Genomic DNA, 26,498 nt, shown 5'->3' with positions numbered 1-26,498 from the left:
CTCAAGATCAGACCCTACGCCGGACCCTACAAGGAGGGTCCGGCATTCGTCCCCGCACTTTCATTAACGTGCGGGCTTTCTCATGATTCCCGGACCGGAGGCCTTTCAGCCCCGTTCACTGCCCCGAAAGCACCCGCACCAGGTCCTCCGCCGTGCGGCAGCGGTCCAGGAGCTCCTTCACGTGCTTGCGGGTACCCCGCAGGGGTTCGAGCGTCGGGACGCGCTGGAGGGAGTCGCGGCCCGGGAGGTCGAAGATCACCGAGTCCCACGAGGCCGCGGCGACGTCGTCCGCGTACTGCTCCAGGCACCGGCCCCGGAAATAGGCCCGGGTGTCCTCCGGCGGCTTGCCCTGGGCGCGCTCCACCGCAGGCTCCTCCACCAGCCGCTTCATCTTGCCGCGGGCCACCAGGCGGTTGTACAGGCCCTTCTCGGGCCGTACGTCCGCGTACTGGAGGTCCACCAGGTGGAGCCGGGCGGCGTCCCAGCCGAGGCCGTCCCGCCTGCGGTAGCCCTCGAGGATCTCGCGCTTCGCGATCCAGTCGAGCTCTCCCGACAGGCTCATCGGGTCGCTCTCGAGCCGGCCGAGCACGTCCTCCCAGCGGACCAGCACGTCCTTGGTCTGCTCGTCGGCGTCGGAGCCGAAACGCTCGTCCACGTACTTCCTGGCCAGCTCGAAGTACTCCATCTGGAGTTGTACGGCGGTCAGGGTGCGGCCGCTGCGCAGCGTGATCAGGTGTTGCAGGTCGGGGTCGTGGGAGACCTGGTGCAGGGTGCGGACGGGCTGGTCCACGGCCAGGTCGACGTTGATGAAGGAGTCCTCGATCATGGAGAGGACGAGGGCGGTGGTGCCGAGTTTGAGGTACGTCGAGATCTCGGAGAGGTTGGCGTCGCCGATGATCACGTGCAGCCGGCGGTATTTCTCGGCGTCCGAGTGGGGCTCGTCGCGGGTGTTGATGATGGGGCGCTTGAGGGTGGTCTCGAGGCCGACCTCGACTTCGAAGTAGTCCGCGCGCTGGCTGATCTGGAAGCCGTGCTCGCGGCCGTCCTGGCCGATGCCGACGCGTCCTGCGCCGGTGACGACCTGGCGGGAGACGAAGAAGGGGGTGAGGTGGCGCACGATCTCCGAGAAGGGGGTTTCCCGCTTCATCAGGTAGTTCTCGTGCGTGCCGTAGGAGGCGCCCTTGTTGTCGGTGTTGTTCTTGTAGAGGTGGATGGGCTGGGCTCCGGGGAGCTGGGCGGCCCGTACGGCTGCCTCGGCCATGATCCGTTCGCCGGCCTTGTCCCAGAGGACGGCGTCGAGCGGGTTGGTGATCTCCGGGGAGCTGTATTCGGGGTGCGCGTGGTCGACGTAGAGCCGTGCGCCGTTGGTGAGGATGACGTTGGCGAGGCCGATGTCCTCGTCGGTGAGCTGGCTGTTGTCGGCGGCCTCGCGGGCGAGGTCGAAGCCGCGGGCGTCCCGCAGCGGATTCTCCTCCTCGAAGTCCCAGCGGGCGCGTCGCGCCCGGTGCATCGCCGCCGCGTAGGCGTTGACGATCTGGGACGAGGTGAGCATGGCATTGGCGTTCGGGTGGCCCGGGACGGAGATCCCGTACTCCGTCTCGATTCCCATTACTCGCCGTACGGTCATGCGGCCCTCCTTGCCCGGCGGCGCTCCCGTTCGGGAGCGGCGCTCAAGTACCGCTGGTGCTCCGGTGCGTGTGCGGTGCCCGTCCCCGCACTGCGCGACCGGCGGTACGGAAGAGCCTAGAACCACTCCGCGCTGGTGGGGAGATCATTTCAGTCATTGACTTCGCCCCGTCACCGGCTGAAAAGAGCAGTCGGTAAAGCAGTCGGCTGCGGGTGCCCGGTGAGGGCATCCGCAGCCGCCCTGTTCGATCAGAGGTACTGACCGGTGTTTGCCACCGTGTCGATGGAGCGTCCGGTGTCCGCGCCCTGCTTTCCGGTGACGAGGGTGCGGATGAAGACGATCCGCTCGCCCTTCTTTCCGGAGATCCGGGCCCAGTCGTCCGGGTTGGTGGTGTTGGGCAGGTCTTCGTTCTCCTTGAACTCGTCCACGCAAGCCTGGAGGAGGTGGGCGACGCGAAGGCCCTTCTGGTTGTGCTCGAGGAAGGCCTTGATGGCCATCTTCTTCGCACGGTCCACGATGTTCTGGATCATGGCGCCGGAGTTGAAGTCCTTGAAGTAGAGGACTTCCTTGTCGCCGTTGGCGTACGTGACCTCGAGGAAGCGGTTCTCCTCGGTTTCGGCGTACATCTGCTCGACGACGGTCTGGATCATGCTGTGGACGGCGACCTCGGGCGAGCCGGAGTGCTCGGAGAGGTCGTCGCTGTGGAGCGGCAGCGAGGCCTTGAGGTACTTGGCGAAGATGTCCCGGGCCGCTTCGGCGTCGGGGCGCTCGATCTTGATCTTCACGTCGAGCCGGCCGGGGCGCAGGATGGCCGGGTCGATCATGTCCTCGCGGTTGGAGGCGCCGATGACGATGACGTTCTCCAGGCCTTCCACGCCGTCGATCTCGGCGAGCAGCTGGGGGACGATGGTGTTCTCGACGTCCGAGCTGACTCCGGATCCGCGGGTGCGGAAGAGGGATTCCATCTCGTCGAAGAAGACGATGACGGGGGTGCCCTCGCTGGCCTTCTCGCGGGCACGCTGGAAGACGAGGCGGATGTGCCGCTCGGTCTCGCCGACGTACTTGTTGAGGAGTTCGGGGCCCTTGATGTTCAGGAAGTAGGACTTCCCGGCGGGCTGGCCGGTCACCTCGGCGACCTTCTTGGCAAGGGAGTTGGCCACGGCCTTGGCGATGAGCGTCTTGCCGCAGCCGGGGGGGCCGTAGAGCAGGATGCCCTTGGGGGGCCGCAGTTCGTGCTCTTTGAACAGGTCGGGGTAGAGGTACGGGAGCTCGACCGCGTCGCGGATCAGCTCGATCTGGTCGCCCAGGCCGCCGATCTTGCTGTAGTCGATGTCGGGGACCTCTTCGAGGACGAGTTCTTCGACCTCGCTCTTGGGGACGACCTCGTAGACGTAGCCGGAGCGGGGTTCGAGCAGGAGGGCGTCGCCGGGGCGGATGGTGATGTCCAGGAGCGGCTCGGCGAGCCTCACCACCCTTTCCTCGTCGGTGTGCCCGACCACCAGGGCGCGCTCGCCGTCCTCGAGGATCTCCTTGAGGGTGACGATGTCCCCGGCCCGTTCGAACTCCATGGCTTCGACCACGTTGAGGGCTTCGTTGAGCATGACCTCCTGGCCGCGCCGGAGGTCTTCCGGTTCGACGCTGGGGCTGACGTTCACGCGGAGCTTTCGGCCGCCGGTGAAGATGTCGACGGTGCCGTCTTCGTTCGCCTGAAGGAAGACACCGAAGCCGGCCGGCGGCTGCGCGAGCCGGTCGACTTCCTCCTTGAGTGCGACGATCTGGTCGCGGGCCTCACGGAGCGTATTTGCCAGTCGCTCGTTTTGTGCGGAGACGCCGGCCAGGTTTGTCTGGAGCTCGACGATCCGCTCTTCGAGAATCCTCGTGTGCCGCGGAGAGTCGGCGAGCTTACGTCGCAGGACGGCGATTTCCTGCTCGAGATAGGCAACCTGGCCGGCGGGGTCCTCAGACCCTCGCCCCGGCCGGATGCCGCGGTTGTTGTCGTCGTCGTGGGCTGCCACGGTCCTCACCTCCTCCAAGGGGAGCTGGACGCTTCCTGACCCTACCTGGGCTGGTGGTGATTGAAACCCCTAGATCACAAAGACGGTAGGGGTGTGTCCGATCTTCACCCTTGCGTACTCCCTCACGCCAAGGAAATACCCACCCATCAACATCGGAAAGCGGCCGGTTGTAAGGTCGAACTGTTCAACACCCGTCAGGGCTCGCGCGACTTGCCGCGGGCTGGTGGCGGAAACGGATCACTGAGCGCAGGGAACGGCAGGAGATATGACCGTGCAGCAGGAGGCTTCCGCGGGCGGCGGCGGGCAGGCCGGCGAGCCGCTGGAGGTCTGGATCGACCAGGACCTCTGCACCGGTGACGGGATCTGCGTCCAGTACGCGCCGGAGGTGTTCGAGCTGGACATCGATGGTCTGGCGTATGTGAAGAGCCCGGAGGACGAGCTGCTGGTGGAGGCGGGGGCGACCACTCCGGTTCCTTTGACGCTGCTGCAGGACGTGGTGGACTCGGCGAAGGAGTGCCCGGGTGACTGCATCCATGTGAGGCGAGTTTCGGACAGGGTCGAGGTGTACGGCCCGGACGCGGAGTGACGGTTCAAACACTCCTGGCGTCTGAGTTCGTCAGCTCCTGGCGGAATTTTCCGCCGCTCCAGCGCCACTTGGCGAGCTGCTTCACGTCTGGGCTGTAGCGCGGTACCTCGGGTGAGGAGTAGCCGAGGAGACTGGCGGTCACGACCCCGTCGCGGATGGTGAGGTCGGTGGCGGTCTGCCGTTTTCCGGCTTCGAGGAGGGTGGCGACCACCCTGGGTGCGGCGCCGGGGGTGTCGTCCTGGGTGAGTACGTAGACCGCGTGGGGCGGGGTGCCGGAGCCGGCGTCGCAGCGGACTGCGGCGACGGTTTCGGGGCGGCCGTCGCCGTCGAGGTCGCCTTGGGCGGTGGCCGTGACGGCCACGGGGAGGCCCTTGCAGTCGAGGGGGTAGCTGACCCGGGCCGGGTCGGGGGCGGCGGCCTGGGAGGCCTGGGGGCCCTTTGCGGGGGCCGTGGAGTGGCCGGTGGCGGCCGCGTCGGGCTGGACGAGTCCCGCGGCGGCCACGACGGCGGCCATGGCGGTGGCCGTGGCGAGCCAGTGGAGGGGCCCGGCGCCGTTGTGCGCGAGGGTTTCCAGTGTCGGCGTCAGCTCGGAGGGGCGGTGCGGCACGCGGGGTGTCTCCTGTGCGAACGGTGACGGGGAGCCAGCATCGTGCCACACCTCACACGGGGGTGGAACGGGCGGGTCCGCGTCGGCTGGGCCGGTGTGGAGACAACGAAAAGGCGCTGTGGTGCAGTTCCCGGATCGTTCGGGGAACTGCACCACAGCGCCTTGGTGTTGGCTGGGAGGCCGGGCGGCCCCGTTCGCCGGTGTCTAGGCGGAGCGGTCGCTGCCGGGGCCGTCGTAGTCCTCGCCGTACGCGCCCTTGGCGGGGCGGCGGCGGCGCATGGGGGGCTCGACGCCGTCTGCGAGGCGGCGGGCGGTGACGAGGAAGCCGGTGTGTCCGATCATCCGGTGGTCCGGGCGGACGGCGAGGCCTTCGACGTGCCAGTTGCGGATCATCGATTCCCAGGGCTGCGGTTCGGCGAAGCAGCCGATCTCGCGGATGGACTCGACGGTCTTGGACAGCTGGGTGGTGGTGGCCACGTAGCAGCAGAGGATGCCGCCAGGGACGAGGGCCTTGGAGACGGCCTCCAGGCATTCCCAGGGGGCGAGCATGTCGAGGATCACGCGGTCGACGTCGGTGTCGGACAGGTTGTCCTGGAGGTCGCCGACGGTCAGCTGCCACGCGGGGTGGGGGCCGCCGAAGTAGCGCTCGACGTTGGCGGTGGCGATCTCGGCGAAGTCCGCGCGGCGCTCGTAGCTGTGGAGCATGCCCTGGTCGCCGATGGCGCGCAGCAGGAAGCTGCTCAGGGAGCCGGAGCCGACGCCTGCTTCCACGACGCGGGCGCCGGGGAAGATGTCGGCGAAGGCCAGGATCTGGCCTGCGTCCTTGGGGTAGACCACGGCGGCACCGCGGGGCATGGACAGGACATAGTCGGGGAGCAGGGGGCGCAGCGCGAGGTACGCGACGTTCCCCGTGGTACGGACAACACTGCCCTCGGGAGCACCGATCAGCTCGTCGTGGGGGAAGGAACCCTTGTGGGTGTGGAAATTCTTCCCTGCTTCGAGCGTGAACGTGTAGTGGCGGCCCTTGGGGTCGGTGAGCTGAACCTGGTCCCCGACCTCGAAGGGCCCGCGTCGGCGGGCGGCACCGGTCGGTTCGGACATGTGACCAGTGTATTGGCTTCAGGACTGGGGCCGCGCCATGGCCTTCACGAAGGCCTTCTCGACGTCGAGGGTGGACAGGACGCCGTAGATCTCGCCGCCGGGTTCGAGGACGAGGTATTCGGTGGCGGGGGTGGCGCGGAGGTGGTCGAGGAGTTCTTCGCCGGCGAGGTCCGCTGAAACCTTCATTCCGTCGGTGAGCTCTTGCGCGAGGGTGCTGACGTCGACCCAGGGGCGGCGGTGTTCGGGGACGGAGGCGATGGCGGTTTCGCGGACGATGGAGAGGGGGTTGCCGTGGCCGTCGACGATGACTATGGCGCGGGCGCCGTGGGTGTTGGCGCGGCGCAGGGCTTCGGAGAGGGGGGTGGTGTTCTCGACGGGGACGGCGCGGCGGGTGAGGGTGCGGGCGCGGAGTTCGGGGAGGTGTTCGCGCAGGCGGGCCATGCGCAGGCTGTTTCCGGCGCCGGTCCAGATGATGGCGGCGAGGATCGCGGCGAGCAGGGCGTCCATGACGGTGTTCATGCCGCCGATGTCGTCGGTGCCGGAGCCGAGGATGCCGGTGTGGGTGATCATCGGGAGGCCGAGGAGGACGGCGACGGCGAGGGCGCGGCCGACCCAGGCGGCGGCGACGGTGCCGGTCATGGGTTTGCCGGTGATGCCCCAGATGACGGCGCGGAGCATGCGGCCGCCGTCGAGGGGGAGGCCGGGGAGCAGGTTGAACGCGGCGACGAGCAGGTTGGAGATCATCAGGCCGGCGAGCAGGACGCCGGGGACGCTGGCGGGGTCGACGCGTTCCATGCCGAGGTAGAAGGCGCCGGCGAGGAGGAGGGAGAGGAGGGGGCCGACGAAGGCGAGGACGAATTCGCGTCCGGGGGTCTCGGATTCCTTCTCGATCTCGGAGACTCCGCCGAAGAACTGGAGCTGGATGCGTCGCACGGGGAGTTTGAAGCGGAGGGCGGCGACGGTGTGGGCGAGTTCGTGGACGAGGACGGAGGCGTAGAAGGCGACGGCGAAGAAGAGGGAGACGAGGTAGCGGGCGGGGCCGAGGTCGGGCAGGACGCGGTCGAGCTGGTCGCCGAAGACCCAGGTGATGAGGGCGGCGACGAGGAACCAGCTGGGCGAGACGTAGACGGGGACGCCGAAGGGGCGGCCCATGAGGATGCCGCCGCCCGGTCCGGGGCGCTTGGTTGCGCGCTCGCCGGTTTCGTCGGTGTCTGCCACGGGTGTCCTTCGTTCGGTGCTGTCCGGCGGGTTGCGGCCGGCGGTGCTTTCAGTGTGGTTCAGGTGCACGGTCGGTGCGGGGCGGGGGGCGTGGTGGCGCGGTGTGATGCTCCGATCATGCAGTGCGAGGGGGCTCGGCGTCGATGGTATGCGCGCGCTGTCGGTGGCGGGTCGTAGGGTTTTGTCCATGACGACGAGCCCCGGTCCGGTTCCTGGCGCAGCCGATGCCGATGCAGCGCCGAGCGCTGTGGCGCCTTCTTCGCTCTCCCCTTCGCGGGCGAGCGATTTCATGCAGTGCCCGCTGCTGTACCGGTTCCGGGTGATCGACAAGCTGCCGGAGAAGCCGAGTGCTGCGGCGACGCGGGGCACGCTGGTGCATGCGGTGCTGGAGCGGTTGTTCGATCATCCGGCGGTGGAGCGGACGGCGCCGCGGGCGAAGGCGCTGGTTCCGGGGCAGTGGGACCGCCTGCTCGAGTCGAAGCCGGAGCTGGTGGAGCTGTTCCCGGAGGGGGACGAGGGGGCGGGGCTGGCGCGCTGGCTGACGGAGGCCGAGGCGCTGGTGGAGCGGTGGTTCACGCTGGAGGACCCGACGCGGCTGGAGCCGGTGGAGCGGGAGTTCTTCGTGGAGACGGAGCTGGAGTCGGGGCTGCGGTTGCGCGGGATCATCGACCGGGTGGATGTGGCTCCGTCGGGCGAGGTGCGGATCGTCGACTACAAGACGGGCAAGGCTCCGCGGCCGGAGTATGCCGAGGGTGCGCTGTTCCAGATGAAGTTCTATGCGCTGGTGGTGTGGCGGCTGAAGCAGGTGGTGCCGCGGCGGCTGCAGCTGGTGTATCTGGGCAGTGGGGACGTGCTGACGTACGACCCGGTGATGGCGGATCTGGAGCGGGTGGAGCGCAAGCTGCTGGCGCTGTGGGAGGCGATCAAGGAGGCGACGGAGACGGGTGACTGGCGGCCGCGGCCGACGAAGCTGTGCGGCTGGTGTGATCACCGGGCGGTCTGCCCGGAGTTCGGGGGGACTCCCCCGGCCTATCCTCTGATGATCATCCCGAGGCCGGGGAGCGGGGCCGGGGCGGGCCGCCCCGAGGAATCCTGACGGGCCGGTCAGGGCAGAATGGGCGGCGTCCGTCGTTGCCGCCGTACGAATACGAGGTACACCCTGTGGCGATCCGCGTCCTACTGGTCGACGACCAGCCGCTGCTGCGCACCGGCTTCCGGATGATCCTGGAGGCCGAACAGGACCTGGCGGTCGTCGGGGAGGCCGGGGACGGTCTGCAGGCGCTGGACCAGGTGCGGGCGCTGCAGCCCGATGTGGTGCTGATGGACATCCGGATGCCCCGGATGGACGGGGTGGAGGCGACGCGGCAGATCACCGGTCCGGGCCGGGACGGTCCGGCGAAGGTGCTCGTGCTGACCACGTTCGATCTGGACGAGTACGTGGTGGAGGCGCTGCGGGCGGGGGCGAGCGGGTTCCTGCTGAAGGATGCGCCGGCCAATGAGCTGGTGCAGGCGATCCGGGTGGTGGCGGGCGGCGAGGCGATGCTGGCGCCGAGCATCACGCGGCGGCTGCTGGACAAGTACGCGGGCCACCTGCCGTCGGGCGAGGACAGCGTGCCGGACACCTTGGGGACGCTGACCGAGCGGGAGGTCGAGGTGCTGAAGCTGGTGGCGCGGGGCCTGTCGAACGCGGAGATCGCGGCGGATCTGTTCGTGAGCGAGACGACGGTGAAGACGCATGTGGGGCACGTGCTGACGAAGCTGGGCCTGCGCGACCGGGTCCAGGCGGCGGTGTACGCGTACGAGAGCGGTCTGGTGCGCCCCGGCGCCGGACAGTAGCGCGCCGGGCGCGGGCCGGAGCCTGCCGGGAGCAGCCGGAGGGGCCGGCAGCCGCATCGTGCGGCTGCCGGCCCCTTCGCCGTACCGGGTACGGGTCAGCCCTTGCTGATCTCCCAGAAGCGGAAGACGGTGGAGGCGTCGAGCGACCACTGAAGGCCCGTCACGTTCTGGCGGGTGACGGCGTACTGCTTGCCCTGCCAGAGCGGGAGGATCGGGATCTCGTCGGCGACGATGTCCTGGAGGCGGTTGTAGTCGACGGTGGCCGCGGTGCGGTCGGACTTCGTGGAGGTCGACGGGATGATGGTCCCGGTGATCTCCTTGTTGTCGTAGTTGTTGTGCAGCACGTTGTCCGGGCCGAAGAACGGCTGCGTGAAGTTGTCGGCGTCCGGGTAGTCGGGGACCCAGCCCTTGACGTACACGCCGTACTTGCCGTCCTGGATGTCCTTCTCGTACTGCCCGAACTCGACGGACTTGACGTCGGCCTCGAAGAGTCCGCTGTCGTTGAGCTGCTTGGCGATGAGCTGGAATTCCTGGTCCGTGGACGGGCCGTAGCGGGTGGGCGTCGAGTACAGGGTGATCTTCACCTTGTCCTTGATGCCGGCGGCGCGCAGGACGGCTTCGGCCTTCTTGGGCTGCGGGCTGCCGCCGTAGCGGTCGAAGAAGGCGGTGTTGTGAGAGCCGATGCCGGCCGGGACGATCGAGTAGAGCGAGGTCGCGGTGCCGTCGTAGACGTCCTTGACGAGCGCTTCGCGGTCGACGAGGTAGGCGATGGCCTTGCGGATGGGGAGCTTTCCGGCGACCGGGTCGTTCATGTTGAAGACGAGGTGCTCGACTTCGGCGCCGGTGCCCTGGACGACCTCGACCTTGTGGTCCCCGGTCTTGGTGGAGGAGAGGCTGGCGATGTCCTTGGCGGCGAGGCCGCGGAAGGCGAAGTCGACCTCGCCGCTTTCCAGGACCCGCTTGAGGGCGGCCTGGTCCTCGTTGAAGAACTTGAGGGTGACGCCGGTGTTCTTGGCCTTGGCCTTGCCGCTGTAGGAGTCGTTGACGGAGAAGCTGGCGCTCTTCTCGTTCATCGAGTCCAGCTTGTAGACGCCGGAGCCGATGGCCTTGCCGTCAGTGCGGAGCTTGTCGGCCGGGTACTCGCTGTGGTCGACGATGGAGCCCGCGCCCGATGCGATCTTGCTGGGGAAGGTCGCGTCGGACGTCTTGAGGCGGAAGACGACGGTCTTCTCGTCGGGGGTGTCGATGCCGGCGATCGACGACAGCATCACGGAGGGGCCGTTGGCGTCGTTGATCTTCAGCGTGCGCTCGAAGGAGAACTTGACGTCCTTCGAGGTGAGGGCGTGGCCGTTGCTGAACTTGAGGCCGGTGCGCAGGGTGCACTTGTAGAGCTTGCTGTCGCCGCCTTCGAAGTTGCAGGCCTGGGCGGCGTCGGGTTCGGGAGTGGTGCCGCCCTTGGGGAAGCTCAGCAGGGACTGGAAGACGTTGTTGAAGAGCAGCCAGGACCCCGGGTCGTAACCGGATGCGGGGTCGGTGGACTTCACCTTGTCGGATATCCCCATGACCACGCCCTTGCCGCCGCCGGCGGTGGGGCTGTCGGTCGAGCCGCAACCGCTGAGCAGCGCGGCGGCGGTGGCTGCGCCGAGCGGGGCCGCCAACCACTGGTTACGTCGATTCACGCGAACGTCCTTCACAGTCTCACTGTTTCGTTGCGCCGGCCTGCGACACCCGCCGCCGGTTGCTGCCGGTTGCTGCCGGTCTCAGCCGCTGACACCGCGGCCGAGTTCCCACAGCTGGAGGTCGGAGATGGCGTTGACCGACCACTCCACTCCGGTGATCCCGTCGCGTGCGGCGACGTACTGCTTGCCCTGCCACAGCGGCAGGACGGGCACGTCCTCGGCGACGATGTCCTGCATCTCCGTGATCGCGGGGACGGCGACGTCGCGGTCGACGGCGCGCCGGGATTCGGGGATGAGCTTGGTGCGCACCGCGGCGTTGGCGTACGGCGTGCCCAGGAAGTTGTCCTGCTCCAGGAAGGGAGCGAGGAAGTTGTCGGCGTCGGGGTAGTCGGGGAACCAGCCGAGCCCGTAGGCGGCGTAGTCGCCCTTCTTCTGCGCGGGGCGGAAGTCGGACCAGTCGGAGCCCTGGACGGTGACGTCGAACAGCTGGGTGGAGTTCAGCTGGTTCTTGAGGGTCTCGAACTCGGTGGCCGTGCCGTCGCCGTAGTGGTCCTTGGTGTAGTTCAGCGTCAGCTTGACCGGGGTCTTGATCCCGGCGTTCTTCAGCAGGTCGGCGGCCTTCGCGGTGTTGGCCTCGCCGTACTTGTTGAAGAAGGAGTTGACGTGGCCCGTCAGGGTGGTGGGGACCAGCGAGTACAGGGGCTGCGCCGACTTGCCGTACACCTTGTCGATGATCGCGTTGCGGTCGACGGCGGCGGCGAGGGCCTGACGCACGGCCTTGTCCTTGACGGCCGGGGCCTCGGTGTTGAAGCCGATGTAGCGGATCTCCAGGCCGGGCATCGGGACCAGCTTGACGCCCTTGGGCGGCTTGGCGGCGAACTCGGCGATCTGGGCGGGCGACAGGGTGCGGGAGACCATGTGGATGGACCCGCCGGTGAGTGCCTTGCCCATGGCCGCGGAGTCGCTGAAGGTGCGCAGTTCGACCTTGTCGTTCTGCAGCTTGAGGCCGCCCTTGTAGTGCGGGTTCTTGCTGAAGACGGCGCGGACGAGGTGGTTGTCCTTGACCTCGGCCTTCATCGTGTACGGGCCGGAGCCGTCGACGGAGAAGCCCTCGCGGAGCTTCTTGGCGTCGTAGTTCTTCTCGCTCACGATGCCGGCGGCGGGGGTGGAGAGCTTTTGCGGGAAGGTCGCGTCGGGGGTCTTCAGGTGGAAGACGACGGTGTCGGCGGCCTTCACCTCGACGGTGTCGACGGTGGAGAGCAGCGAGGAGGGGCCGTTCTCGTCCTTGATGGCGAGGACGCGCTCGATGGAGAACTTGACGTCCTTCGCGGTGAGCGGCTCGCCGCTCGCGAACTTGAGGTCGGGCCGCAGGGTGCAGCGGTAGCTCTCGTTGCCGGTGTCGGTGAAGCGGCAGTCGGAGGCTGCTTCGGGGACGGGCTGGCCGCCGCCGCGGGGGGTGTGCATCAGCGTCTGGACGGTCTGCCGCAGGACGTTCCAGGCGCCGGCGTCGTAGGCGTAGGCCGGGTCGAACGGTGCGGGAGCGTAGTCGGCTGCCTCGAACCGGTCGGTGGTGCCGACGACGATCGCTCCGGATCCTGCTCCGCCTCCGCTCGTGCTGCCGCATGCGGCGAGCGCGGGGGTGAGCAGTCCGGCCGCAGCCGTCAGCACCAGGGTCTTGCGGTTCATGCTGGAAGTACTCCCTTGACCGGCACTTGCTCAAAGCGGCGTAAAGGGCACTTCGCGGCGGTCGCCCGTTCAGGGCGGAACGATCGGGCCGGTGTTGTGACGATCGGTCCACGCGGTCCCGGCACATGGGTGTGCGACCGGGTCAGCAGAGGTGCGGCGTAGTGCCCGCGTCGACATTAGTGGCCTGGGACGGGATGGCTTGAACTGGCAGGACTTGGGGCGTAATCGCACGGTGATGGGTGCGGACTGCCTGTCTATGTGGGAGTCACCGCAGATTCGGTCAGGAGCTGATCAATCCGGACACAAGGGAAGGTTTCCGGGCCCTGGGACAGGTCCGTAGGGACCTTGGCACGTGACAAAGGTCACCCGGCGCAACCGCCAGGGAAAGGATGGAATTTCAGCCTCCGGGCCATGGAACGGAAGATCCTTCCGCGGAGCCTCGATCCGGCGGCCGTTCCCTTCGGCACTGAGCGTGTGTGATCAGTTCATCGGAGTGATGAGGGAGCGCAGGAACGGAAGGTCGACGTCCTCCAGCGAGCGGACGACGGTGCGGCCCGGGGCGGGCGCGATGACGCCGACCGAGGGGACGGCCACGACCCGGCAGCCGGCGGCCTCGGCGGAGGCGACTCCGGTCGCGGTGTCCTCGATGACCGCGCAGCGCGAGGGGTGCGCGCCGAGGGTGCGGGCGGCCAGCAGGTACGGGTCGGGGTGCGGCTTGGTCCGGGCCACCTCGTCGCCGGCCACGCTCAGCGCGAACCGGTCGGGGCCCAGTGAGCGCAGCACCCGGTCGATGACGCGGCGGTGCGAGGCGGAGACGAGGGCGGTGGGCACGTTGTACCGGGCCAGCTCGGCCAGCAGCCGCTCGGCGCCCGGCATGAGCGGCACCTGGTCGGCGATCCGCGCCTCGAAGCGCTCGTTGAGCAGGACGCTCAGCTCCGAAAGGGTGATGGCGGCGCCGGTGGACTCGATGAGGAAGGCGGCGCTGCGGGTCATGGGCCCGCCGACGACGATGTCGCGCCAGGCGTCGTCGAGCCGGTGGCCGAGCTCGCCGAAGACGTCGACCTCGATCTCCCACCAGAAGCCCTCGGTGTCGACGAGGGTGCCGTCCATGTCGAGCAGCACCGCCTGCAGGGCATGCCCGTCGGCCGTACGGGCGACGGGGGCGGGAACGGTGCTGGTCATCCGGCACACCTCTCTCGGGGGACGAGAAGGCCGGCCGCCTCTTCCCCATGGGGCATCCCCCGGGGGAACAGGCGACCGGCCTGTATGGGACCGACAAGTGTACGTCGGTCCGCGTCAGCGTGCGTTGAAATACTTCGCTTCGGGGTGGTGGATGACGATCGCGTCGGTGGACTGCTCCGGGTGGAGCTGGAACTCCTCGGAGAGGTGGACCCCGATCCGCTCCGGCTGGAGGAGGTCGGCGATCTTGGCGCGGTCCTCCAGGTCGGGGCAGGCTCCGTAGCCCAGCGAGAAGCGGGCGCCGCGGTACTTCAGGTCGAACATGTCCTCCACGGCCGCCGGGTCCTCGCCGCCGAAGCCGAGCTCGGCGCGGACGCGGGCGTGCCAGTACTCGGCCATGGCCTCCGCGAGCTGCACCGACAGGCCGTGCAGCTCGAGGTACTCGCGGTAGGAGTCGGACTCGAACAGCTTGGCCGTGGCCTCGCCGATCTTCGACCCGACCGTGACCACCTGGAGGCCCACGACGTCGGTCTCGCCGGACTCCTCCGGGCGGAAGAAGTCGGCGAGGCACAGGCGGCGGCCGCGGCGCTGGCGCGGGAAGGTGAAGCGGGTCCGCTCGTTCCCGTCGTCGTCGAGGATGATCAGGTCCTCGCCCTTGGAGACGCAGGGGAAGTAGCCGTAGACCACCGCCGCCTCGAGCAGGTTCTCGGTGTGCAGTTTGTCGAGGAGCCCGCGCAGCCGCGGCCGGCCCTCGCTCTCGACGAGCTCCTCGTACGTGGCCCCGCCGGCGCGGGCCTGCTTGAGGCCCCACTGGCCCTTGAACAGGGCGCCCTCGTCCAGCCAGGAGGCGTAGTCCTTGAGCGGGATGCCCTTGACCACGCGCGTGCCCCAGAAGGGCGGGGCCGGGACCGGGTTGTCGATCGCGACGTCGGAACGGCCGCCCGGCTCCTCCGGCTCCTCCACCTGGGTGAGAGGAGTGTCCCGCTTGGCCACCCGGCGCTGCTTCAGCTCGGGCAGGGCGGCGCCCGGCACGCCCCGCTTGACGGCGATCAGGGCGTCCATCAGGCGCAGGCCCTCGAAGGCGTCGCGGGCGTAGCGGACCTCGCCCTCGTAGATCTCGTGGAGGTCCTGTTCGACGTAGGCGCGGGTCAGGGCGGCGCCGCCGAGGATGACCGGGTAGTCGGCCGCCAGCTTGCGCTGGTTGAGCTCCTCCAGGTTCTCCTTCATGATCACGGTCGACTTCACGAGCAGGCCGGACATGCCGATGACGTCGGCCTTGTGCTCCTGTGCGGCCTCGAGGATCGCGGAGACCGGCTGCTTGATGCCGATGTTGACGACGTTGTAGCCGTTGTTGGTGAGGATGATGTCGACGAGGTTCTTGCCGATGTCGTGGACGTCGCCGCGGACGGTGGCGAGGACGATGGTGCCCTTGCCCTCGTCGTCGGTCTTCTCCATGTGCGGCTCGAGGTAGGCGACCGCCGTCTTCATGACCTCGGCGGACTGCAGGACGAACGGCAGCTGCATCTGGCCCGAGCCGAACAGCTCGCCGACGACCTTCATGCCCTCCAGCAGGGTGTCGTTGACGATGTCCAGGGCCGGACGGGTCTCGAGCGCCTCGTCGAGGTCGGCCTCCAGGCCGTTCTTCTCGCCGTCGATGATCCGGCGCTGGAGCCTCTCGTCCAGCGGGAGCGCCATGAGTTCCTCGGCACGGCCGGCCTTCAGCGACTTGGTGTTGACGCCCTCGAAGAGGGCCATCAGCTTCTGCAGCGGGTCGTACCCCTCGGCGCGCCGGTCGTAGATCAGGTCGAGGGCGGTGCCGACCTGCTCGTCGTCGAACCGGGCGATGGGCAGGATCTTGCTCGCGTGGACGATCGCCGAGTCCAGGCCCGCCTTGACGCACTCGTCGAGGAAGACCGAGTTCAGCAGCACACGGGCGGCCGGGTTCAGGCCGAAGGAGATGTTCGACAGGCCGAGCGTGGTCTGGACGTCCGGGTGGCGGCGCTTGAGCTCGCGGATCGCCTCGATCGTGGCGATGCCGTCGCCCCGGGACTCCTCCTGACCGGTGCAGATCGTGAAGGTCAGGGTGTCGATGAGGATGTCCGACTCGTTGATGCCCCAGTTGCCGGTCAGGTCCTCGATCAGCCGTTCCGCGATGGCGACCTTGTGCTCGGCGGTGCGGGCCTGGCCCTCCTCGTCGATGGTCAGCGCGATCAGCGCGGCGCCGTGCTCCTGCGCCAGGCGGGTGACCTTGGCGAAACGCGACTCCGGGCCGTCGCCGTCCTCGTAGTTGACGGAGTTGATGACGGCGCGCCCGCCGAGCTTCTCCAGGCCGGCCTGGATGACGGGAACCTCGGTGGAGTCCAGGACGATCGGCAGCGTCGAGGCCGTCGCGAACCGGCCGGCGAGCTCCTTCATGTCGGCGACGCCGTCGCGGCCCACGTAGTCCACGCACAGGTCGAGCATGTGCGCGCCCTCGCGGATCTGGTCGCGTGCCATCTCGACGCAGTCGTCCCAGCGGGCCTCGAGCATGGCCTCGCGGAACTTCTTCGACCCGTTGGCGTTCGTCCGCTCGCCGATCGCCATGTACGAGGTGTCCTGCCGGAACGGCACCGTCTGGTAGAGCGAGGACGCGCCGGGCTCCGGCCGGGGCTCGCGGACGGCCGGGGTCAGGGCGCGGACCCGCTCGACGACCTGGCGCAGGTGCTCCGGGGTCGTACCGCAGCAGCCGCCGACGAGGGAGAGCCCGTACTCGCGGACGAAGGTCTCCTGGGCGTCGGCGAGCTCGGGGGCGGACAGCGGGTAGTGCGCGCCGTTCTTGCCGAGGACGGGCAGGCCCGCGTTGGGCATGCAGGAGAGCGGGATGCGTGCGTTGCGGGCCAGGTAGCGCAGGTGCTCGCTCATCTCGGCGGGGCCGGTGGCGCAGTTCAGGCCGATCATGTCGATGCCGAGCGGCTCCAGCGCGGTGAGCGCGGCGCCGATCTCGGAGCCGAGGAGCATGGTGCCGGTGGTCTCGACGGTGACCGAGCAGATGAGCGGGACGGAGACGCCGAGCGCCTCCATCGCGCGCCGCGCGCCGATGAGGGAGGACTTGGTCTGGAGGAGGTCCTGGGTGGTCTCGACGAGCAGGGCGTCGGCCCCGCCGGAGAGCAGGCCCTCGGCGTTGACCTGGTAGGCGTCGCGGATCGTCGCGTAGTCGATGTGGCCGAGGGTGGGCAGCTTGGTGCCGGGGCCCATGGAGCCGAGGACCCAGCGCTGCCGTCCGCTCTTCGCGGTGTACTCGTCGGCGACCTCGCGGGCGATCCGGGCGCCGGACTCCGACAGCTCGAAGTTGCGTCCGGGGATGTCGTACTCGGCGAGTGCCGCAAAGTTCGCGCCGAAGGTGTTGGTCTCGACGCAGTCCACGCCCACCGCGAAGTACGCGTCGTGCACCGTGCGCACGATGTCGGGGCGGGTGACGTTCAGGACCTCGTTGCAGCCTTCCAGCTGCTGGAAGTCCTCCATCGAGGGGTCCTGCGCCTGGAGCATCGTTCCCATGGCTCCGTCGGCGACGACCACGCGGGTCGCGAGTGCCTCTCGGAGGGCATCGGCCCTGGTCTGGGTGTCAGCGGGCGGGTTCGGCAACGAGGCCATGGTTGAGCTCCCTGGGATGCGACGGCTGTCGGCTTTGCACCCTCGCTGTGTCAAGGGTGCACGCGGTCAGGGTAACCGCGCGGCATCAACCCCGGTGGGGGCGTCCCACGTGGCGGACTGCATTCTGTGCGCGGGGGTCTGTCAGGGGTGTCCTGGCCGACGGAGGCCTGAACAGTTGCCCAACCGTGCACAAGGTCGACATCGGCCGATACTGTTCAGCATTGTCGAACTACGTCAGCAGGAGGCTGCGCGATGGCACGGAACATCCAGTCGCTCGAACGAGCCGCTGCGATGCTGCGACTCCTGGCGGGCGGCGAGCGCCGGCTGGGCCTTTCGGACGTCGCCAGCTCCCTGGGCCTGGCCAAGGGCACGGCGCACGGGATCCTGCGCACGCTGCAGGCCGAGGGCTTCGTGGAGCAGGACCCCGCGTCGGGCCGGTACCAGCTGGGCGCGGAGCTGCTGCGCCTCGGCAACAGCTATCTGGACGTGCACGAGCTGCGGGCGCGTGCGCTGGTCTGGACGGACGATCTGGCCCGGGCGAGCGGCGAGAGCGTCTATGTGGGCGTACTCCACAAGAGCGGCGTGCTGATCATGCACCACGTGTTCCGTCCGGACGACAGCCGTCAGGTGCTGGAGGTGGGGGCCATGCAGCCGCTGCACTCCACGGCCCTGGGCAAGGTGCTGTCGGCGTACGACCCGGTCGCCCATACGGAGGCACTGGAGGCGGAGCGCGAGGCGTTCACCCCCCGGACGGTCACGGACGGCGCGGGCTTCGAGGAGGTCCTCGACCTGACCCGGGCGCGCGGCTGGGCCGCGGACGTCGAGGAGACCTGGGACGGCATCGCCTCGGTGGCGGCGCCGATCCACGACCGGCGCCGGATGCCGGTGGGTGCGGTGGCGGTCGCGGGGGCCGTGGAGCGGGTCTGCGGGGAGTCCGGGGAGCCCCGGGCGAGCCTCGTGGCGTCCGTGCGGGACTGCGCGCGCGCTGTTTCACGCGACCTCGGCGCGGGCCGGTTCTAGGCCCCTTCCGGCGACTTCCGGCCACTACCTGGCCGCTTTCTGCCCTCTTTTCGCCATATTCCGGCCATCCGATGGCCGGGTTTGGCTGATCGCACCTAGTGGTAACGATCCGACACTTTGGCCTGGCCGACCCTTGACGCGTTCTTCACCTGGGCGGAAAACTGCCGTTCATCGGTCGGCATTGTCGAACACCTACCGGCAATACGCGTTAGGGTGTGGCAAGGCCAAGGACCGGTGAAGCACTCACCGCGTGCGCGGACCACCGGACGGGACCCGGTGTCCGCCCACCCCTGCAAGGCAAAGGAGTCGCGGGTGTCCACCTCCGACATCTTCATCGGCGAGACCATCGGTACCGCCCTGCTCACCCTGCTCGGCGGTGGCGTCTGCGCCGCCGTGACGCTCAAGAGCTCCAAGGCCCGGAACGCAGGCTGGCTCGCGATCACGTTCGGCTGGGGTTTCGCCGTCCTGATCGCCGCCTACGTTTCCGCCCCGCTCTCCGGTGCGCACCTCAACCCGGCGGTCACCGTCGGCCTGGCCATCAAGAACGGCGACTGGAGCGACGTTCCGGTCTACTTCGCCGGACAGCTGCTCGGCGCCATGCTCGGCGCGGTCCTGATGTGGGTCACCTACTACGGACAGTTCCGGGTGCACCTCTCGGACCCGGAGCACATCCGTGACGCCAAGCTCGGCCCCGAGGACCCGCACCCTCACGACCAGGCCGGCCCGGTGCTCGGTGTCTTCTCCACCGGCCCCGAGATCCGCAACGTCGTCCAGAACCTCGTGACCGAAATCATCGGTACGGCCGTCCTGGTCCTGGCGATCCTGACCCAGGGCCTCCAGGACGGCGGCAAGGGCCTCGGCGTCATCGGCGTCCTGATCACCTCCTTCGTCGTCGTCGGCATCGGCCTCTCGCTCGGCGGCCCGACCGGCTACGCCATCAACCCGGTCCGCGACCTCGGTCCGCGCATCGTCCACGCCCTGCTGCCGCTGCCCAACAAGGGCGGCTCCGACTGGGGATACTCCTGGATCCCGGTGGTCGGCCCGCTCGTCGGTGCCGCCCTCGCCGGTGGTCTGTACAACATCGCGTTCGCCTGATCAGCATCGGTACGTATCGCAAGATCCGCACTGCCCACCTGATTCCGCCTACCTAGACCTGCCAGGAGCAGCCACATGACCAGCAGCACCGGCCCCTTCATCGCCGCGATCGACCAGGGCACCACCTCCTCCCGCTGCATCGTCTTCGACCGCGACGGCCGCATCGTCGCCGTCGACCAGAAGGAGCACGAGCAGATCTTCCCGAAGCCGGGCTGGGTCGAGCACGACGCCTCCGAGATCTGGACCAACGTCCAGGAGGTCGTCGCCGGGGCCATCGCCAAGGCCGAGATCACCGCCGCCGACGTCAAGGCGATCGGCATCACCAACCAGCGCGAGACCACCGTCCTGTGGGACAAGAACACCGGCGAGCCGGTGCACAACGCGCTGGTGTGGCAGGACACCCGCACCGATACCCTGTGCAAGGAGCTCGGCCGCAACGTCGGCCAGGACCGCTTCCGCCGCGAGACCGGCCTGCCGCTGGCGAGCTACTTCGCCGGTCCCAAGGCCCGCTGGCTGCTCGACAACGTCGAGGGCCTGCGCGAGCGCGCCGAGGCCGGCGACATCCTCTTCGGCACCATGGACTCCTGGGTCATCTGGAACCTCACCGGTGGCGCCCAGGGCGGTGTGCACGTCACGGACGTCACCAACGCCTCGCGCACCATGCTGATGAACCTCCACACCCTGGAGTGGGACGCCAAGATCGCGGAGTCCATGGAGGTTCCGCTCGACATCCTCCCCGAGATCAAGTCCTCCGCCGAGGTCTACGGCCACGTCAAGGACGGCGTCCTCGCCGGTGTCCCGGTCGCCTCGGCGCTCGGTGACCAGCAGGCCGCCCTCTTCGGCCAGACCTGTTTCGCCGAGGGCGAGGCGAAGTCCACGTACGGCACCGGCACGTTCATGCTGATGAACACCGGCGACAAGGTCATCAACTCCTACAGCGGCCTGCTGACCACGGTCGGCTACAAGATCGGCGACCAGAAGCCGGTCTACGCGCTGGAGGGCTCCATCGCCGTCACCGGCTCGCTCGTCCAGTGGATGCGCGACCAGATGGGCATGATCAAGACCGCGGCCGAGATCGAGACCCTCGCGCTCTCGGTCGAGGACAACGGCGGCGCCTACTTCGTGCCGGCCTTCTCCGGCCTGTTCGCCCCGTACTGGCGCTCCGACGCCCGCGGTGTGATCGCCGGCCTCACCCGGTACGTCACCAGGGCGCACATCGCCCGTGCCGTCCTGGAGGCCACCGCCTGGCAGACCCGCGAGATCACCGACGCCATGACCAAGGACTCGGGCGTCGAGCTCGCGGCCCTCAAGGTCGACGGCGGCATGACCTCCAACAACCTGCTGATGCAGACCCTCTCCGACTTCGTGGACGCCCCCGTGGTCCGTCCCATGGTCGCGGAGACCACCTGCCTCGGCGCCGCCTACGCCGCCGGCCTGGCCGTCGGCTTCTGGCCCGACACCGACGCCCTGCGCGCCAACTGGCGCCGCGCGGCGGAGTGGACCCCGCGGATGCCCGCCGAGCAGCGGGACCGCGAGTACAAGAACTGGCTCAAGGCCGTCGAGCGGTCCATGGGCTGGATCGACGACGAAGACGCCAGCTGACGCACCAGCTGAGTCAATCGACGAGGAGCTAAAGATATGAGCAGCCTGCAGAGCGTTCCCACTCTGGGCACGCACCCGACCGCCGGTTCGAACGCGAGCCGCGCCGAGACCCGTGAGCAGCTGGCCAAGGCCACGTACGACCTGCTGGTCATCGGCGGTGGAATCCTGGGCACCTCGGTGGCCTGGCACGCCGCGCAGTCGGGTCTGCGGGTTGCCATGGTGGACGCCGGCGACTTCGCCGGCGCCACCTCCTCGGCCTCCTCCAAGCTCGTCCACGGGGGCTTGCGCTACCTGCAGACCGGCGCGGTCAAGCTGGTCGCCGAGAACCACCACGAGCGCCGGGTGCTGGCCAAGGACGTGGCCCCGCACCTGGTCAATCCGCTCACCTTCTACCTGCCGGTCTACAAGGGCGGACCGGTCGGTGCGGCCAAGCTGGGCGCGGGCGTCTTCGCCTACTCCGCCCTCTCGGCCTTCGGCGACGGCATGGGCAAGGTCATATCCCCGGCCCGTGCCGCCGCCGACAACCCGGGCCTGAAGACGGACAACCTGAAGGCCGTCGCGGTCTACTACGACCACCAGATGAACGACTCCCGCGTCGCCGTGATGACGGTCCGCGCGGCCGTCGAGTCGGGCGCCGTCGTCCTCAACCACGCCGAGGTCACCGGCCTGCGCATGACGCGCGGCCGGGTCACCGGTGCCGAGCTCAAGGACCGCCTCGACGGCACCGAGTTCGGCGTCGACGCGCGCGTCGTGCTCAACGCCACCGGCCCGTGGGTGGACCACCTGCGGCGCATGGAAGACAAGCACTCGATGCCGTCGATCCGCCTCTCCAAGGGCGCGCACATCGTCATGAAGCGCAAGTCGCCGTGGAAGGCCGCCATGGCCACCCCGATCGACAAGTACCGCATCACCTTCGCCCTCCCGTGGGAGGACCAGCTGCTGCTCGGCACCACCGACGAGGTGTACGAGGGCGACCCGGCGGACGTGCGCGCCACCGAGTCCGACATCCAGCAGATCCTGGACGAGGCCGCGTTCTCGGTGAAGGACGCGGACCTCGACCGCTCGCTGATGACGTACGCCTTCGCCGGCCTGCGGGTGCTGCCCGGCGGCCCCGGCGGCGTCGAGAAGGCCAAGCGCGAGACCGTCGTCTCCGAGGGCGCCGGCGGCATGCTGTCGGTGGCCGGCGGCAAGTGGACGACGTACCGGCACATCGGCCGCGTGGTCATGGACAAGCTGGCCAAGCTGCCCGGCAGCCCGCTCACCGACGACATGGAGCCGGTGAAGTCGCTCGTACGCCGGGTGCCGCTGCCCGGCGTCGCCAACCCCAACGCCGTCGCGCACCGCCTGCTGGTGGACCGCGAGCCCGGCACGCGGATGGACCCGCTCACCGCCCGCCACCTGGCCTCGCACTACGGCTCGCTGGCCTTCGACATCGCGCGCCTCGCGAACGAGGACCCGGCGCTGGCCGAGCGGATCCACCCGGACGGCCCGGAGATCTGGGCGCAGGTCGCCTACGCCCGTGACAACGAGTGGGCCGAGACGGTCGACGACGTGCTGCGCCGGCGCACCACGGTGACGGTCCGCGGCCTGGACGACGACTCCGTGCGCGCGCGGGTCGAGGAGATGCTGAGCCGCAAGGCATAGCTGCCACGCAGGTGGGGAAGAGGGGCGGTTCCGAGGGGAACCGCCCCTCTGTCGTGGGCTGTGGCTGGTGTCGTCTCAAGGCTTAGGCTGACCCACGTACGCAAGGGAACTTCGGAAGGAGACCTGGGTGATCGAGCTTGAGGGCGTGCCCGAGCTGATCGACCCGGTCATGGTGGCCGCGTTCGAGGGCTGGAACGACGCGGGTGACGCGGCCTCCGGTGCGGTCGCGCACCTGGACCGGGAGTGGAAGGGCGAGGTCTTCGCGGCGCTGGACGCCGAGGACTACTACGACTTCCAGGTCAACCGGCCGACGGTGTGGCTGGACAACGGGGTACGGAAGATCACGTGGCCGACGACGAGGCTGTCGGTGGTCCGGATCAGCGGCGCGAAGCCGCGTGACCTCGTCCTCGTACGGGGCATCGAACCGTCCATGCGGTGGCGGTCGTTCTGCAACGAGATCCTGGGCTTCGCGCACGAACTGGGCGTGGAGATGGTGGTGATCCTGGGCGCCCTGCTCGGCGACACCCCGCACACGCGGCCGGTGCCGGTCAGCGGGGTCACCTCGGACCCGGACCTGGCGCGCACGATGGACCTGGAGGAGACGAAGTACGAGGGCCCCACGGGGATCGTGGGCATTCTCCAGGAGGCCTGCACGCATGCCGGAGTGCCGGCGGTGTCCCTGTGGGCGGCGGTCCCGCACTACGTCTCCCAGCCGCCGAACCCGAAGGCGACGCTGGCCCTGCTGAACCGGCTGGAGGACCTGATCGACATCCGGATCCCGCTGGGCGAACTCCCGGAGGACGCGCGGGCGTGGCAGCTCGGCGTGGACCAACTGGCCGCGGAGGACAGCGAGGTGGCGGAGTACGTCCAGACGCTGGAGGAGGCGCGGGACACGGCGGACCTGCCGGAGGCGTCGGGCGACGCCATCGCCCGGGAGTTCGAGCGGTACCTGCGGCGCCGTGACCCGGCGGGGCCCCCGGCCGAGGCGGGCGACGGCTCCTACCTCCGCGACACGAGCAGCGGCCTGACCCGCCCCCCGAAGCGCAAGCAGGACCCGGCGGGCGAGGAGCCGCCGGCCCCGGACGAGGACGACACGCCTCCCGAGGCGTAGCCGGCCGGCCCTGAACGCAGCGATGCCCCCTGCCCGGAAGGACAGGGGGCATCGGCGGCTTCGGCTGCGGCGGGTTACAGGGCCACGCCCAGGAGGGCGTCGACCGTGCGCGAGACCAGGCCCGGCGCGGACTCGTCGTCCCCGTCGGAGGCGTTCTGGGCGTCCACCCAGCGGTCCACCGCCGCCAGCGCGGCCGGCGCGTCCAGGTCGTTCGCCAGCGCCTCGCGGACCTCCTCGACGAGCGCGTCCGCCGGCAGGCCGTCCGGCCGGGACACGGCCGCGCGCCAGCGCTCCAGGCGGGCCACCGCCTGCTCGAGGACCTCGTCCGTCCACTCCCAGTCGGCCCGGTAGTGGTGCGAGAGCAGCGCGAGGCGGATCGCAGCCGGGTCCACCCCGGCGCGCCGCAGCGCGGAGACGAAGACCAGGTTGCCCTTCGACTTCGACATCTTCTCGCCGTGCAGCGCGACCATGCCCGCGTGCACATAGGCCTTGGCCATCGGGAACTCGCCCGTCAGCACCTGCGCGTGCGAGGCGCCCATCTCGTGGTGCGGGAACGTCAGGTCGGAGCCTCCGCCCTGGATGTCGAAGCCCATGCCCAGGTGGTCCAGGGCGATGGCGACGCACTCGATGTGCCAGCCGGGCCGGCCCGGGCCCAGGGAGGCGCCGTCCCAGCTCGGCTCGCCCGGGCGCGCCGCCATCCACAGCATCGGGTCCAGCGGGTTCTTCTTCCCCGGGCGCTCCGGGTCGCCACCGCGCTCCGCGGACAGCAGCCGCATCGCCTCGGCGTCCAGGTTGGAGACCTTGCCGAAGTTCGCGTCGGACCCGACCGAGAAGTAGATGTCGCCGTCCAGCTCGTACGCCGCGCCGGCGTCGCGCAGCCGCTCCACCAGCGGCACGATGCCGGGTATGGCCTCGACGGCGCCGATGTACTGCTGCGGGGGCAGCATCCGCAGGGCCGTCATGTCCTCGCGGAAGAGGGCCGTCTCGCGCTCCGCGAGCTCGGTCCAGTCCAGGTTGTCGCGCAGCGCCCGCTCCAGCAGCGGATCGTCCACGTCCGTGACGTTCTGGACGTAGTGGACCTGCCGCTTGGTGTCGAGCCACACGCGTTGCACGAGGTCGAACGCGTTGTAGGTCGCCGCGTGACCGATGTGGGTCGCGTCGTACGGGGTGATGCCGCAGACGTAGATACGGGCGACGGGACCGGGGGCGAGGGTGATCGTCCCCTGGGTCGCGGTGTCGTGGATCTGGAGGTCGCGGCCCTTGCCGGGCAGGGCGGGGACCTCAGAAGCGGGCCAGGCATGCATGTCTCGAGCCTAACCGGACGCCTGTTCCGAAAACGAACCGGACCTGCACTGTTGGCTTGATCAGCACTCTTGCGGTCTGGCCGGTTCTGTGCGTCTCCGGTCCGTCCGGTTCAGACCGGCGGCCAGGGGATCGCGGGCCACTGCCCCGACGGCTGCGGATGCACCCCGGTGCGCAGCAGATGGGCCACCCGGGCCCGTACGGCGGCCAGCTCGACCGGTGTGATCAGTTCGGCCAGCCGGGCGGCGAGCGGCTCCCCGTCGGCCAGCAGGGCCGACAGCGAGGCCAGCACCTCGCGCGCCTCGTCGGTCAGCGGTTCGCCCGCCCAGCCCCACAGCAGGGTCCGCAGCTTGTCCTCGCGGTGGAAGGTGACCCCGTGGTCGATGCCGTAGAGCCGCCCGTCGGGCGCGGGCAGCAGGTGGCCGCCCTTGCGGTCGCCGTTGTTGATCACGGCGTCGAGGACGGCGAGCCGGCGCAGGCGCGGGTCGTCGGCGTGCACGAGCAGCGCGGTGCGCCCCTCCCCGACGTCGGCGAGGGCGACCGGCTTCCAGCCCTCCCCCGCCTCCTCGCCCTCGACGAGGGCCAGCAGGCCGCTCTCGTCCGACTTCTCGGCGTCTTCCGGCCCGTCCCCGGCGGGCGTGGACGCGATCCACAGCTGGACCATGCCCTCGCCGTACGGCCCGTCGCGCAGCACGGTCGGCGGCACCAGGCCCCAGCCCATGGCCTCGGAGACCAGGTAGGCGGCGACCTCCCGCTGCGCGAGGTTCCCGTCCGGGAAGTCCCACAGCGGGCGCTCCCCCTTGACCGGCTTGTACACGCAGTCGGCGCTGGCGTCCCCGTACGTCACCGTGCACAGCAGCACGGCGTTGGACGCCTCGCGGATCCGGCCGACGACCTTCAGCTCGCCCTTGGCGAGCAGCTCCTCAAGTTCCCCCGTGGTGGTCACACCTGGCGCCGGTAGCCGTTCTGGCGCGGGCACACGTGGCCCTCGGGATCCAGCGGCAGGCTGCACAGCGGGCACGGCGGCCGGCCGGCGTTGACCACGTCAAGGGCCCGCTTGGCGAAGGCCCGGGCCTGGGCGCCGGTGAGGCGGACCCGCAGCATCGGCGGGCCGTTCTCCTCGTCCTGGAGCAGCCGCTCCTCCGCCTCGGCGAGATCCTCCTCCGAGTCGGCCTCGAGTTCCACCAGAGCCTGCGCCTCGACGATCATCCGCTGTTCCTCGCCGTCCCAGGCCAGGGCCATGGTGCCGACGCGGAACTCCTCGTCGACCGGGACGTCCAGCGGCGCGGTGTCGGCGGCCTCGGCGGGGGCGACGGCCGGGACCGGGGCATTGCCGCCGGTGCGCCGTACGACCTCGTCCAGCAGCTCGTCCATCCGCTCGGCCAGCGCAGCGACCTGGGTCTTCTCCAGGGAGACGCTGGTGACGCGGGGGCCGGACGATGCCTGCAGGAAGAACGTACGGCGTCCCGGAAGGCCGACCGTGCCGGCCACGAAGCGGTCCGGCGGATCGTAGAGGAACACCTGACGGGGCACGTCCAGTCTCCAAGTCTCGGTGGTAGG

General features: G+C 69.5%; 20 protein-coding genes. 8 read left to right on the top strand and 12 right to left on the bottom strand.

The window, feature by feature from the left end; genetic code table 11:
- Positions 1 to 115 precede the first annotated feature (115 nt).
- Both dop and arc read right to left on the bottom strand, forming a co-directional pair.
- Positions 116 to 1,627 (bottom strand): depupylase/deamidase Dop, encoded by a 1,512-nt coding sequence (gene dop, locus IF09_RS0110745; protein ID WP_030294331.1) that lies wholly within the window; start codon positions 1,625 to 1,627, stop codon positions 116 to 118.
- Positions 1,628 to 1,875: 248 nt separating this feature from the next.
- Positions 1,876 to 3,642, bottom strand: a complete 1,767-nt coding sequence (gene arc / locus IF09_RS0110740; RefSeq protein WP_030294330.1) for a proteasome ATPase — start codon at positions 3,640 to 3,642, stop codon at positions 1,876 to 1,878.
- A 265-nt stretch (positions 3,643 to 3,907) separates the two neighbouring features.
- Here arc and IF09_RS0110735 point away from each other — a divergent pair, with 265 nt between their 5' ends.
- Positions 3,908 to 4,228 (top strand): ferredoxin, encoded by a 321-nt coding sequence (locus IF09_RS0110735; RefSeq protein WP_030294328.1) that lies wholly within the window; start codon positions 3,908 to 3,910, stop codon positions 4,226 to 4,228.
- A gap of 4 nt (positions 4,229 to 4,232) precedes the next feature.
- Here the strand turns inward: IF09_RS0110735 and IF09_RS0110730 are convergent, their stop codons facing one another.
- From IF09_RS0110730 to IF09_RS0110720, 3 genes are all read right to left on the bottom strand, one after another.
- Positions 4,233 to 4,835 (bottom strand): hypothetical protein, encoded by a 603-nt coding sequence (locus IF09_RS0110730; RefSeq protein ID WP_418953033.1) that lies wholly within the window; start codon positions 4,833 to 4,835, stop codon positions 4,233 to 4,235.
- A gap of 204 nt (positions 4,836 to 5,039) precedes the next feature.
- Positions 5,040 to 5,936, bottom strand: coding sequence for a tRNA (adenine-N1)-methyltransferase (locus IF09_RS0110725; protein ID WP_030016358.1), 897 nt, complete (start codon positions 5,934 to 5,936; stop codon positions 5,040 to 5,042).
- Between the two features lie 18 nt (positions 5,937 to 5,954).
- The gene (locus IF09_RS0110720; protein WP_199920425.1) at positions 5,955 to 7,445 is read right to left on the bottom strand and encodes a site-2 protease family protein; all 1,491 of its coding nucleotides are present in this window, start codon (positions 7,443 to 7,445) and stop codon (positions 5,955 to 5,957) included.
- Here IF09_RS0110720 and IF09_RS0110715 point away from each other — a divergent pair.
- Both IF09_RS0110715 and IF09_RS0110710 read left to right on the top strand, forming a co-directional pair.
- A complete protein-coding gene (locus IF09_RS0110715) occupies positions 7,342 to 8,250 on the top strand; it encodes a RecB family exonuclease (RefSeq protein WP_037634583.1) in 909 nt (302 codons plus the stop codon). The genes IF09_RS0110720 and IF09_RS0110715 overlap by 104 nt on opposite strands.
- 65 nt (positions 8,251 to 8,315) lie before the next feature.
- Entirely contained in the window at positions 8,316 to 8,990 is a 675-nt protein-coding gene (locus tag IF09_RS0110710; protein WP_030294322.1) for a response regulator, read from the top strand.
- A 95-nt stretch (positions 8,991 to 9,085) separates the two neighbouring features.
- On the opposite strand, the gene IF09_RS0110705 is transcribed toward IF09_RS0110710, so the two are convergent.
- The 4 genes from IF09_RS0110705 to metH form a co-directional block, all read right to left on the bottom strand.
- Positions 9,086 to 10,669: an ABC transporter substrate-binding protein gene (locus IF09_RS0110705; protein ID WP_030294321.1), complete on the bottom strand. Its 1,584-nt coding sequence runs from the start codon at positions 10,667 to 10,669 to the stop codon at positions 9,086 to 9,088.
- An 81-nt stretch (positions 10,670 to 10,750) separates the two neighbouring features.
- Entirely contained in the window at positions 10,751 to 12,355 is a 1,605-nt protein-coding gene (locus IF09_RS0110700; protein ID WP_030294320.1) for an ABC transporter substrate-binding protein, read from the bottom strand.
- Between the two features lie 480 nt (positions 12,356 to 12,835).
- A complete protein-coding gene (locus IF09_RS0110695) occupies positions 12,836 to 13,537 on the bottom strand; it encodes an HAD family hydrolase (protein WP_030294319.1) in 702 nt (233 codons plus the stop codon).
- A gap of 114 nt (positions 13,538 to 13,651) precedes the next feature.
- Positions 13,652 to 17,164 carry a methionine synthase gene (gene metH / locus IF09_RS0110690; protein ID WP_030294318.1) on the bottom strand — a complete coding sequence of 1,171 codons (3,513 nt, stop codon included), beginning with the start codon at positions 17,162 to 17,164 and terminating at the stop codon, positions 13,652 to 13,654.
- Between the two features lie 252 nt (positions 17,165 to 17,416).
- Between metH and IF09_RS0110685 the strand changes: the two genes are divergently transcribed.
- From IF09_RS0110685 to IF09_RS0110665, 5 genes are all read left to right on the top strand, one after another.
- Entirely contained in the window at positions 17,417 to 18,184 is a 768-nt protein-coding gene (locus tag IF09_RS0110685; RefSeq protein WP_030294317.1) for an IclR family transcriptional regulator, read from the top strand.
- A 312-nt stretch (positions 18,185 to 18,496) separates the two neighbouring features.
- A complete protein-coding gene (locus tag IF09_RS0110680) occupies positions 18,497 to 19,279 on the top strand; it encodes an MIP/aquaporin family protein (protein ID WP_030294316.1) in 783 nt (260 codons plus the stop codon).
- Positions 19,280 to 19,354: 75 nt separating this feature from the next.
- Positions 19,355 to 20,881 (top strand): glycerol kinase GlpK, encoded by a 1,527-nt coding sequence (gene glpK / locus IF09_RS0110675; protein WP_030294315.1) that lies wholly within the window; start codon positions 19,355 to 19,357, stop codon positions 20,879 to 20,881.
- A gap of 36 nt (positions 20,882 to 20,917) precedes the next feature.
- Complete coding sequence (locus IF09_RS0110670; RefSeq protein ID WP_030294314.1) at positions 20,918 to 22,525, top strand: glycerol-3-phosphate dehydrogenase/oxidase; 1,608 nt, start codon at positions 20,918 to 20,920, stop codon at positions 22,523 to 22,525.
- A gap of 127 nt (positions 22,526 to 22,652) precedes the next feature.
- On the top strand, positions 22,653 to 23,636 hold the full coding sequence (locus tag IF09_RS0110665; RefSeq protein WP_030294313.1) for a PAC2 family protein: 984 nt from the start codon (positions 22,653 to 22,655) through the stop codon (positions 23,634 to 23,636).
- 74 nt (positions 23,637 to 23,710) lie between these two features.
- Here IF09_RS0110665 and mshC read toward each other — a convergent pair whose 3' ends face one another.
- The 3 genes from mshC to IF09_RS0110650 all read right to left on the bottom strand — a co-directional run bounded on the left by mshC (position 23,711) and on the right by IF09_RS0110650 (position 26,471).
- Complete coding sequence (gene mshC, locus IF09_RS0110660) at positions 23,711 to 24,940, bottom strand: cysteine--1-D-myo-inosityl 2-amino-2-deoxy-alpha-D-glucopyranoside ligase (protein WP_030294312.1); 1,230 nt, start codon at positions 24,938 to 24,940, stop codon at positions 23,711 to 23,713.
- Positions 24,941 to 25,050: 110 nt separating this feature from the next.
- Complete coding sequence (locus IF09_RS0110655) at positions 25,051 to 25,917, bottom strand: SCO1664 family protein (protein ID WP_078613180.1); 867 nt, start codon at positions 25,915 to 25,917, stop codon at positions 25,051 to 25,053.
- Positions 25,881 to 26,471: a DUF3090 domain-containing protein gene (locus tag IF09_RS0110650; protein ID WP_030294308.1), complete on the bottom strand. Its 591-nt coding sequence runs from the start codon at positions 26,469 to 26,471 to the stop codon at positions 25,881 to 25,883. Before IF09_RS0110650 ends, IF09_RS0110655 begins: the two co-directional genes overlap by 37 nt.
- Positions 26,472 to 26,498: the final 27 nt, after the last annotated feature.

Origin of the sequence: Streptomyces katrae, from assembly GCF_000717655.1 — a bacterium.
Classification (GTDB): Bacteria; Actinomycetota; Actinomycetes; order Streptomycetales; family Streptomycetaceae; genus Streptomyces; species Streptomyces katrae_B.
This window is presented reverse-complemented; position numbering and strand designations above follow the sequence as displayed.